9 protein-coding genes are annotated in these 8,607 nt (G+C 69.2%); 6 read left to right on the top strand and 3 right to left on the bottom strand.

Features of this window, described 5'->3' with window-relative positions:
- Positions 1 to 181: 181 nt before the first annotated feature.
- Both glnL and glnG read left to right on the top strand, forming a co-directional pair.
- Positions 182 to 1,255 (top strand): nitrogen regulation protein NR(II), encoded by a 1,074-nt coding sequence (gene glnL / locus LRF89_RS12650; RefSeq protein WP_238634160.1) that lies wholly within the window; start codon positions 182 to 184, stop codon positions 1,253 to 1,255.
- Complete coding sequence (gene glnG, locus LRF89_RS12645) at positions 1,248 to 2,663, top strand: nitrogen regulation protein NR(I) (RefSeq protein WP_201170186.1); 1,416 nt, start codon at positions 1,248 to 1,250, stop codon at positions 2,661 to 2,663. The genes glnL and glnG overlap by 8 nt, the downstream gene beginning before the upstream one ends.
- 15 nt (positions 2,664 to 2,678) lie before the next feature.
- On the opposite strand, the gene LRF89_RS12640 is transcribed toward glnG, so the two are convergent.
- Genes LRF89_RS12640 through LRF89_RS12630 form a run of 3 tightly spaced genes read right to left on the bottom strand, consistent with a single transcriptional unit; the run spans position 2,679 to position 4,644 of the window.
- Complete coding sequence (locus LRF89_RS12640; RefSeq protein ID WP_201170184.1) at positions 2,679 to 3,674, bottom strand: NAD(P)H-dependent glycerol-3-phosphate dehydrogenase; 996 nt, start codon at positions 3,672 to 3,674, stop codon at positions 2,679 to 2,681.
- A 4-nt stretch (positions 3,675 to 3,678) separates the two neighbouring features.
- Positions 3,679 to 4,197: a protein-export chaperone SecB gene (gene secB, locus LRF89_RS12635; RefSeq protein ID WP_201170181.1), complete on the bottom strand. Its 519-nt coding sequence runs from the start codon at positions 4,195 to 4,197 to the stop codon at positions 3,679 to 3,681.
- A 6-nt stretch (positions 4,198 to 4,203) separates the two neighbouring features.
- Positions 4,204 to 4,644: a rhodanese-like domain-containing protein gene (locus LRF89_RS12630; RefSeq protein ID WP_201170178.1), complete on the bottom strand. Its 441-nt coding sequence runs from the start codon at positions 4,642 to 4,644 to the stop codon at positions 4,204 to 4,206.
- Positions 4,645 to 4,771: 127 nt separating this feature from the next.
- On the opposite strand from LRF89_RS12630, the gene LRF89_RS12625 reads away from it, so the two are divergent.
- Genes LRF89_RS12625 through LRF89_RS12610 form a run of 4 tightly spaced genes read left to right on the top strand, consistent with a single transcriptional unit; the run spans position 4,772 to position 8,579 of the window.
- On the top strand, positions 4,772 to 5,917 hold the full coding sequence (locus LRF89_RS12625) for a murein hydrolase activator EnvC family protein (protein WP_201170175.1): 1,146 nt from the start codon (positions 4,772 to 4,774) through the stop codon (positions 5,915 to 5,917).
- Between the two features lie 27 nt (positions 5,918 to 5,944).
- Positions 5,945 to 7,192: a S41 family peptidase gene (locus LRF89_RS12620; RefSeq protein ID WP_201170172.1), complete on the top strand. Its 1,248-nt coding sequence runs from the start codon at positions 5,945 to 5,947 to the stop codon at positions 7,190 to 7,192.
- A 2-nt stretch (positions 7,193 to 7,194) separates the two neighbouring features.
- The gene (locus tag LRF89_RS12615; RefSeq protein WP_201170170.1) at positions 7,195 to 8,019 is read left to right on the top strand and encodes a divergent polysaccharide deacetylase family protein; all 825 of its coding nucleotides are present in this window, start codon (positions 7,195 to 7,197) and stop codon (positions 8,017 to 8,019) included.
- Positions 8,016 to 8,579 (top strand): DJ-1 family glyoxalase III, encoded by a 564-nt coding sequence (locus tag LRF89_RS12610; RefSeq protein WP_201170168.1) that lies wholly within the window; start codon positions 8,016 to 8,018, stop codon positions 8,577 to 8,579. The genes LRF89_RS12615 and LRF89_RS12610 overlap by 4 nt, the downstream gene beginning before the upstream one ends.
- Positions 8,580 to 8,607: the final 28 nt, after the last annotated feature.

The following is an 8,607-nucleotide window of genomic DNA, read 5'->3' as shown; positions in this document are numbered from 1 at the left end:
ATGTACTACAGCGTCTGAGCCCTTCGGGCGGATGCTGCATCCATGGGGCGGGGCCGGATGGCTGCCGCCCTTTTTTATTGCATTGCACCAGGATGGTGCAATGGTTGCCTGATCATGGGCGCATCCGCACCGGGTCCACGCGGGACCGTCGGGGTGGCCCGGCCTTTGCACAGGGATGGACATGGACGAACAAGAGCGCGACCACTCGCAGATCCTCGAGGAACTGACGACCGCCGTGCTGTTGGTGGATGATCAGGTGCGCATCCTCCACGTTAACCACGCCGCCGAGACGTTGTTCCGGGTTAGCAGTCGGCAGGTGCTGGGCCAGCCCCTTGCCTCGGCCCTGCGCGGTGCGGAGCTGCTCGAGGGACTCATCCGCCAGACCCAGCGCACTGGCGGTGCCTACACCCAGCGCGAGCGCCGCCTGCCGGTGCGCGACGATCACCCGGTGACCGTCGACTGCACCATCACGCCGCTGTCGGCGCATCGGGTGCTCATCGAGATCGCCGAGGTTGACCGGCACGCCCGGATCACGCGCGAGCAGCACCTGCTGTCGCAGAATCGAGCCGTGCAAGAGCTCATACGTGGGCTGGCGCACGAGATCAAGAATCCGCTCGGTGGCCTGCGCGGCGCGGCGCAGCTGCTCGAGGCGGAGCTGCCCGAGCGCGATCAGCGCGAGTATACGCAGGTGATCATCCGCGAGGCCGACCGCCTGCAGCAGCTGGTTGATGCCCTGCTCGGCCCCAATGCGCCGGCGCGGGCGGAGTGGGTGAACATCCACGAGGTCCTCGAGCGCGTCCGTTCCCTGGTCATCGCCGAGGACGCCGAGAATCGCGAGGATGGTGGCCCGATTGTGCTTCAGCGCGACTACGATCCCAGCATCCCGCCGGTCAGCGCCGAGCACAACCATCTGGTCCAGGCGGTGCTCAACCTGGTGCGCAACGCCCGTCAGGCTGCCGGCCCGGGTGGCACCATCACCCTGCGCACGCGCACACAGCGCCAGTTCACCATCGCCGACAAGCCCCACCGCCTGGTGGCCCGCATCGACATCATCGACGACGGACCGGGGATTCCCCTGGATCAGCAGGAGCAGATCTTCTATCCAATGGTCACCTCGCGCCCCGAGGGCACGGGCCTGGGCCTGCCCATCGCCCAGAGCTTGATCAGTCGCCTCGGTGGTCTGATCGAGTGCGTTAGCGAGCCGGGGCGTACGGTGTTCACCATCTGGCTGCCCATGGAGACGGAAAATGACTGAGGCCGAATCGCAGGTATGGGTGGTGGACGACGACCGTTCCATCCGCTGGGTGCTGGAGAAGGCGCTGCGCCGCGCCGGCTTTGGGGTCCACACCTTCGAGAGCGGCGACGCGGCGCTGGAGGCGCTGTACCGGGAAGAGCCCGACGTGCTGATCACCGACCTGCGCATGCCCGGAATCGGCGGTCACGATCTGCTGCAGCGGGTACAGAGCACCTCGCCGCAGCTGCCGGTGATCGTGATTACCGCCTACTCGGACCTGGATGCGGCGGTCAGCTCCTACGAGGGCGGCGCCTTTGAGTATCTGCCCAAGCCGTTCGACGTGGACGAGGCGGTGGATCTGGCTGGCCGCGCTGTGGCTAGTCGGCGCAGGGGTTCGGCCGCGGAAGCCAGTACCGAGGGCTCGGCCGACATCCTCGGCGAGGCGCCGGCGATGCAGGAGGTCTTCCGGGCCATCGGCCGGCTGTCCCGCTCAAGCGTGACCGTACTGCTCACCGGTGAATCGGGCAGCGGCAAGGAGTTGGTGGCGCGTGCGCTGCACCGGCACAGTCCGCGCGCCGGCGGGCCCTTCGTGGCCCTGAACATGGCCGCGATCCCCCACGACCTGATGGAGTCGGAACTCTTCGGTCATGAGAAGGGCGCGTTCACCGGGGCGCAGCAGACCCGGCGCGGACGCTTCGAGCAGGCCGATGGCGGCACCCTGTTCCTCGACGAGATCGGCGACATGCCGGCTGACCTGCAGACCCGCCTGCTGCGGGTGCTTGCCGACGGGGAGTTCTATCGGGTGGGCGCCCACACTGCGATGAAGGTGGACGTGCGCATCATCGCGGCCACCCACCAGGATCTGGAGCAGCGCGTGGCCGAGGGGCGTTTCCGCGAGGATCTCTACCACCGCCTGAACGTAATCCGCATCCAGCTGCCGCCGCTGCGCGAGCGGCGCGAGGACATTCCTGCGCTGGCGCGGCGTTTCCTGGCGGCCGCTGCGCGCGAACTCAACGTTGATCCGAAGGCGCTGCATCCGGACGTCGAGCGCGAGCTGATGCAGCTCGATTGGCCGGGCAACGTCCGGCAGCTGGAGAATACCTGCCGCTGGCTGACGGTGATGGCCAGCGGCCAGGAGATCGTCCCTGAGGACTTGCCGGCGGACCTGCGCGGGGCGCGCAGCACTGGCGGTGGTGACGGCGGGGCGGCGGATGGCGGGGACTGGGAGACAGCGCTGGCCCGCTGGGCCGAGCAGGCCCTGGACGGTGGCGGGGATCACCTGCTCGACGAGGCCCTGCCGCGCTTCGAGCGCGCCCTGATCCGTGCCGCGCTGAGCCGCAGCGGCGGCCACCGTCAGGAAGCGGCGCGCCTGCTCGGCTGGGGGCGGAATACGCTGACGCGCAAGATCAAGGAACTCGGCATGGACTGAGTCGGCGGTGGCCGCTCAGTCATCGAACTCCGCCTTGGGCGTTCGTTCCATGAGTTCGCGTACGGCCTGCTCAAGCGGGGTATCCCCGCCGACGACCCGGTAGACCATGTTGCAGATCGGCATCTCCACCCCGTGCCGTGCCGCCAGGGTGTGCAGCTCGGCGGCGGTGCGTGCGCCTTCGACGGTGCTACCCACCGAGGCCAGCGCACGATCCACGTCGGCCCCCTGCCCCAGGGCGAAGCCGAAGCGCCGGTTGCGCGACTGATCGTCGGTGCAGGTCAGCAGCAGATCCCCCATCCCGGCCAGACCGATGAGCGTCTGTGGATCGGCGCCGAGGGCGGCGCCCAGGCGCGAGATCTCGGCCAGCCCCCGGGTGACGAGCGCGGCGCGGGCGTTGGCGCCGAGCCCGAGTCCGTCGCTGACGCCGGTCGCCACGGCGAGCACGTTCTTCACCGCCCCGCCGAGCTCGACGCCGATCATGTCGGTGCTCGAGTAAGGCCGGAAGCGGTCGTTGTGGAAGGCGTGGACGACCTCGGCGGCCAGGTCCGAATCGGTGGCCGCTACGGTGATCGCGGTGGGCAGGCCGCGTCCAACCTCGGCGGCAAAGCTCGGCCCGGAGATGACCGCCATAGCGGGGGTCGGGTCGAGGACGCCCTCGACGACGCCGTGCAGGAAGCCGCCGGACTCCGATTCGAGCCCCTTGGTGGCCCAGACCACCTTGCCGGGGCGATAGGGCGCAAGGCGCTCGATCAGGCCGCGGAAGGCGCTGCTGGGGACGGCGATCAGCAGCCACTCGGTACCGGCGAGGGCCGTGTCCAGATCGGCCGTAGCAGCGAGGCTCTGCGGCAGCGGACAGTCGGGGAGATGGCGGCGGTTGACCCGCTCGGCGTTGATCGCCGCGGCGTGCTCGGCGTCGCGGGTCCAAAGCTGAACCGCGTGGCCATTGCGACCCAGCACCGAGGCCAGGGCGGTGCCCCAGGCCCCGGCGCCCAGTACCGCGATGGTCGCCACGGCGTTACGCCCTCCCCCCGTCCTGCTCGCCGGCCGGGGCGCTGTCGGCGTTGCCCTGCTCACGGCGCTGCTTCTGCTGCTGGTAGAGCGACTCGAAATTGACCGGGGCCAGAAGCAGCTGCGGGAATCCGCCCTTGACCACCAGGTCGTTGATCGCCTCTCGCGCGAAGGGGAAGAGCTGCGCGGGGCAGTAGGCACCGAGCACCCGCTCCATATCGGCCTCAGGGAAGCCCTCGAGGCGGAACACCCCGCCCTGCTTGACCTCGCAGAGGTAGGCGGTGCGCTCGTTGTTGCGCGCGGTCACGGTGACGGTCAGGACCACGTCGTAGGTGTTTTCGCCCAGTGGCTGGTGGCGGGTGCCCAGCTCCACGTCCAGCTGCGGTTTCCACTCGTCGCGGAAGGCCTCCGGGGCGCTCGGCGCCTCGAAGGAGACATCGCGCAGGTACATCTTGGCGATCTGGAAGCGCTGCCGCTGACCCGCGTCGGTGGCGCCGGTGCTGCCGTTGCCGTTGTTCTCTGCCATCGTCCCTTACCCCTTCTTGACGTTCTCCATCGGGTACCCGCTGCCCTGCCAGGCCCGCAGCCCGTGCTTGAGCCGGTAGACGCGGGAGAACCCGGCCTTGCGCAGCTTGCGTCCGACCCGTGCCGCCTGCGGCCCCTGATCATCGTAGACGATCAGCGGCGGATCACCGTCGGCCTCTTTGCGCAGCTTGTCGATCAGCTGATCGAACTCGGCCTCGGGCAGGCTAAAGGCGCCAGGCAGGTGCCCGCCGTCGAACTCCTTGCGCGGGCGCATGTCGATGAACCGGGCCGACTCACGGTTGTACATTCGCGTGGCGGTCTCGGCGTCGATCATCTTTACGCCGCTGTACCAGTGGAAGAGCTCTCCGCCGATCCACCAGCCGAGGATCAGCACGAAGGCCAGCACCAGGCCCCAATTGTTTTGTGCGAATTCGAGGAATTCCTGCATGGACGCTGCCGTGCCTCTGTCACCGGGATCAAGGCGGGGATGATACCAGCCGTCCGCGGTGCCTGCAGGTCCGGACGGCGTGATCGCGCTACCATGGGCGATCCGTGGTAAGGCAGTGGAGAAGGGCATGGCCGCAAGGCGACCGCGCACAGGTCTGGCGATGGGTGTCGTACTGATGGCGCTCGCCGGTGCGTCGTCGGCGGATTACGAAAGCGAGCGCGAGCAGCTCGAGGCCCTGCGCGACGATCTCGAGACGATCCAGGAGCAGCTTGCGGCGGATCGGGCCGCGCGCGACGAGGTCGAGGAGGAGCTGTCGCGGCTGGAGCGGGCGGTCTCGGAGGCGGCCCGCGAGTTGGAACGCCTGCGTGAGGAGCGCGCCCATGCCCGCGAGCGGGTGGCGGAGCTGCGCGAGGACTACGAGGCGGAGGCCGAGCGCCTCGGCCGCCACCGCGAGACCCTCGCCGGGCAGATCGTTGCTGCCTATGTCAGTGGTGGCGACGATCCCCTGCGCCTGCTGCTCAACCAGCAGGACCCGGCCGCAGTCCAGCGTCTGCTGGTCTACCACGACTACTTCAACGAGGCGCGGGCCGGGCACATCGAGGCGGCCATGGCGGAACTGCAGAGTCTGGCGGCCCTGCGCGAGGAGCTCCGCACCGAACTGACCGAGCTTGAACGCCTGGAGCAGGCGACGCGCGAGGAGCGCCAGGCCCTGGCCGAGCAACGCGCCGAGCGCGATGCCCGGCGCGAGCAGCTGGAGGCGCGCATCGCCGAGCGGGGGGCCGAGGCGGAGTCCCTGGAGGCCGAGGTGGCCGAGCAGGAGGCGCTCCTTGAGGATCTGCGCCAACGCCTTGCCGACGTGCCGGAAGAGGCTGCCGAGGTGGAGGCCTTCAGCGAGGCGCAGGGGCGGCTGCCGTGGCCGGTGGAGGGCGAGGTGGCCGAGGCGTTCGGCGAGGCCCGGGCTGGTGGTCTGCAGCGCACCGGCGTCGTGATCGCCGCCGATACGGGCGATGAGGTTCACGCCGTGGCGCCGGGCCGGGTGGTCTTCAGTGATTGGTTGCGTGGCCACGGGCTGCTGGCCATTATTGATCACGGCGATGGCTATCTGACGCTCTACGGCCATACAGAATCGCTCTATGTGGACGTCGGCGAGTGGGTCGAGGCCGGTGACCTGGTCGCCACCGTGGGCAACAGCGGCAGCCGTCGGGATCCGGGGCTCTACTTCGAGATCCGCGAGGGGGCCGAGCCGCGCAATCCGCTGAGCTGGCTACGCTGAGTCCGCCGGCCCGATGAAGGAGCTGCAATGCAATCCTGGAGCCTGACCCTGGCCGCTGCCCTGCTCGCGCTGTGTATCGGCGGTGCCGCCGCCGCGCCGCCGGCGGAGGTCGATGACGACCTGCCCATGGCCGAGCTGGAGCTGCTTACCGAGGTCTACAGCCGGATCAAGCGCGACTACGTCGACGAAGTGGAGGATGCGGATCTATTCCGCGCCGCCATCCGCGGCATGCTCTCCGAGCTCGATGCCCACTCGAGCTACCTCGACGAGCGCGAACTCGAGCAGCTTCGCGAGGGTACCCGTGGGGAGTTTGGTGGTGTCGGGCTGGAACTCAGCCGGCAGGATGGCGAGATCCGCGTGGTCGCCCCCATCGACGACACGCCGGCAACTCGGGCCGGCCTGCAGGCTGGTGACGTGCTGCTGCGCATCGACGGTGAGCCCGTGCGTGGCAACAGCCTCAACGATGTGGTGCAGCGTCTGCGCGGTGAGCCGGGCACCGCGGTGGAGGTGACCATCCGGCGCACGGACGAAGAGGGCCGGACCCGCACCTTCGAGCTTGAGCGCGACACCATCCAGGTGGAGAGCGTGCGCGCCCGGATGCTCGAGCCGGGCTACGGCTACGTGCGCATCAGTCAGTTCCAGGAGCGCACCGCCAGTGACCTCTATCCCGCCCTCGACCGCCTGCTCGATGAGGCCGGCGGCGGTCTCCACGGCCTCATCCTCGATCTGCGCAACAATCCCGGCGGGGTGCTCGATCCGGCGGTGGCCGTGGCCGATGCCTTTCTCACCGAGGGGCGGATTGTCTACACCGAAGGGCGCATGCCCCAGGCGCGCATGAGCTTCGAGGCCACGCCGGTGGACCGGGCCCGCGGTGCCCCGATGGTGGTGCTGATCAATCGCGGGTCGGCCTCGGGCTCGGAGATTGTCGCCGGCGCGCTGCAGGATCATCGACGCGCCGTGGTCATGGGTCGGGCGAGCTTTGGCAAGGGCTCGGTACAGAGCGTTATGCCGCTCGGCGGGGCCGCTATGAAACTGACCACGGCCCGCTACTACACCCCGCAGGGCCGCTCGATCCAGGACGAAGGGATCCAGCCGGATATCGTGGTCGAGGAGCTGCGTCTGGCCGAGGCCGCGGAGCGGGAGGCCGAGGTCGTTCCGGATACCCCGGCGGATGCCGATGACGCCGAGCAGGCGGCGGAGCTGGCCCAGGATGACTATGTCCTGAGCGAGGCGCTGAACCTGCTCAAGGGGCTGCGCGTGTTCGAGGGGCGTTGAGCATGGCGAAGGGTTATCGAGGGTTCTTCGCGGCCGGCGTCCTGGCGGTCTGGGGTGCGCCGCTCGCCGCGCATGGGCCGGCGGGCACAGACTGGATGTCGTTCCCCGAACCGCGGGCGGAGACGCCGGCCGGCCAGCCGGCGGCGCTGATCATCGACGACGTCGGCGACGACCGGGCCGCGGGGCGGCGCGCCATTGACCTGGATGCGGGGGTGACGCTCTCGGTGTTGCCGCACACCCCCCACGGCCGATACCTGGCCGAGCGCGCCCATGAGCGCGGTCGCGAGGTGATGCTGCACCTTCCCATGGAGGCAAAGAACGGGGCCGATCCTGGCCCCGGTGCGTTGTTCCTCGATATGGACGAGGTGCAGGTGCGCGAGACTGTGGCCCGTGCCTTGGAGGCGGTTCCCCACGCCGCCGGCGTCAACAACCACATGGGCAGCCTCATCACGCGCCACCCCGGGCACATGACGTGGTTGATGGAGGAACTGGCGGCGCGCGACGATCTGTACTTCATCGACAGTCGTACCTCGGCGCGCTCGGTGGCTCAGCGGATGGCCGATGAGCAGGGCGTGGATAACGCCGTGCGCCACGTCTTCTTGGACCCGCAGCGCGATGCCGATGTGATCGCCGAGCAGTTCGAGCGTTTCGTGGCCCTGGCGCAACAGGGTCAGGGGGTGATCGCCATCGGCCATCCCTACCCCGAGACCCTGGATCTGCTGGAGGAGGAATTGCCCGGACTGCGCGAGCGGGGTGTGACTCTCGTCCCCGCCGGCGAGCTGGTTGATGAACCGGCCACCGATCCAATCAAGGGAGATCGACGATGAGTGTACGAGTTCTGGTTCCGCTGGCCGAAGGCTGTGAGGAGCTGGAGGCGGTCACGGTGATCGACCTGCTGCGCCGGGCCGGAGCCGAAGTGGTGGTCGCCGGCCTGGAATCGGGAACGGTGCGCGCCAGTCGCGGCGTGCAATTGGTCCCGGATACCGACCTGGACCGCGTTGCCGAGGAGAGCTTCGACCTGATCGTGCTGCCCGGCGGACTGGGCGGCGCCGAGCGGCTGGAGAGTGACGCCCGCATCGTCCGCATGCTGCAGGCGCAGAATGAGAGCGACGGCTGGATCGCGGCGATCTGCGCTGCCCCGCGCGTGCTTGCCGAGGCAGGCGTCCTGCAGGGGCGCCGGGCCACTGCCTTCCCGACCCAGCTCGAGCGCCACGGCATTGAGCCGGAGGATAGCGCGGTGGTCATCGACGACAACCTGATCACCTCGCGCGGGCCGGGGACGGCGATGGACTTCGCCTTGCGCCTGATCGAGGTTGTCTACGGTGACGAGAAGGCGGCCGAGGTTGAGGGTACCCTGCAGCGTCCGCTCTCACACCAGCGCTACTGAGTTGCTCGGCCGTGGGGGGGGGGCGCCG

This window comes from Halorhodospira sp. 9621, assembly GCF_022228055.1.
Taxonomy (GTDB): domain Bacteria; phylum Pseudomonadota; class Gammaproteobacteria; order Nitrococcales; family Halorhodospiraceae; genus Halorhodospira; species Halorhodospira halophila_A.
Note: the sequence above shows the minus strand (reverse complement) of the source record. Positions and strands in the feature narration are given on the sequence as shown.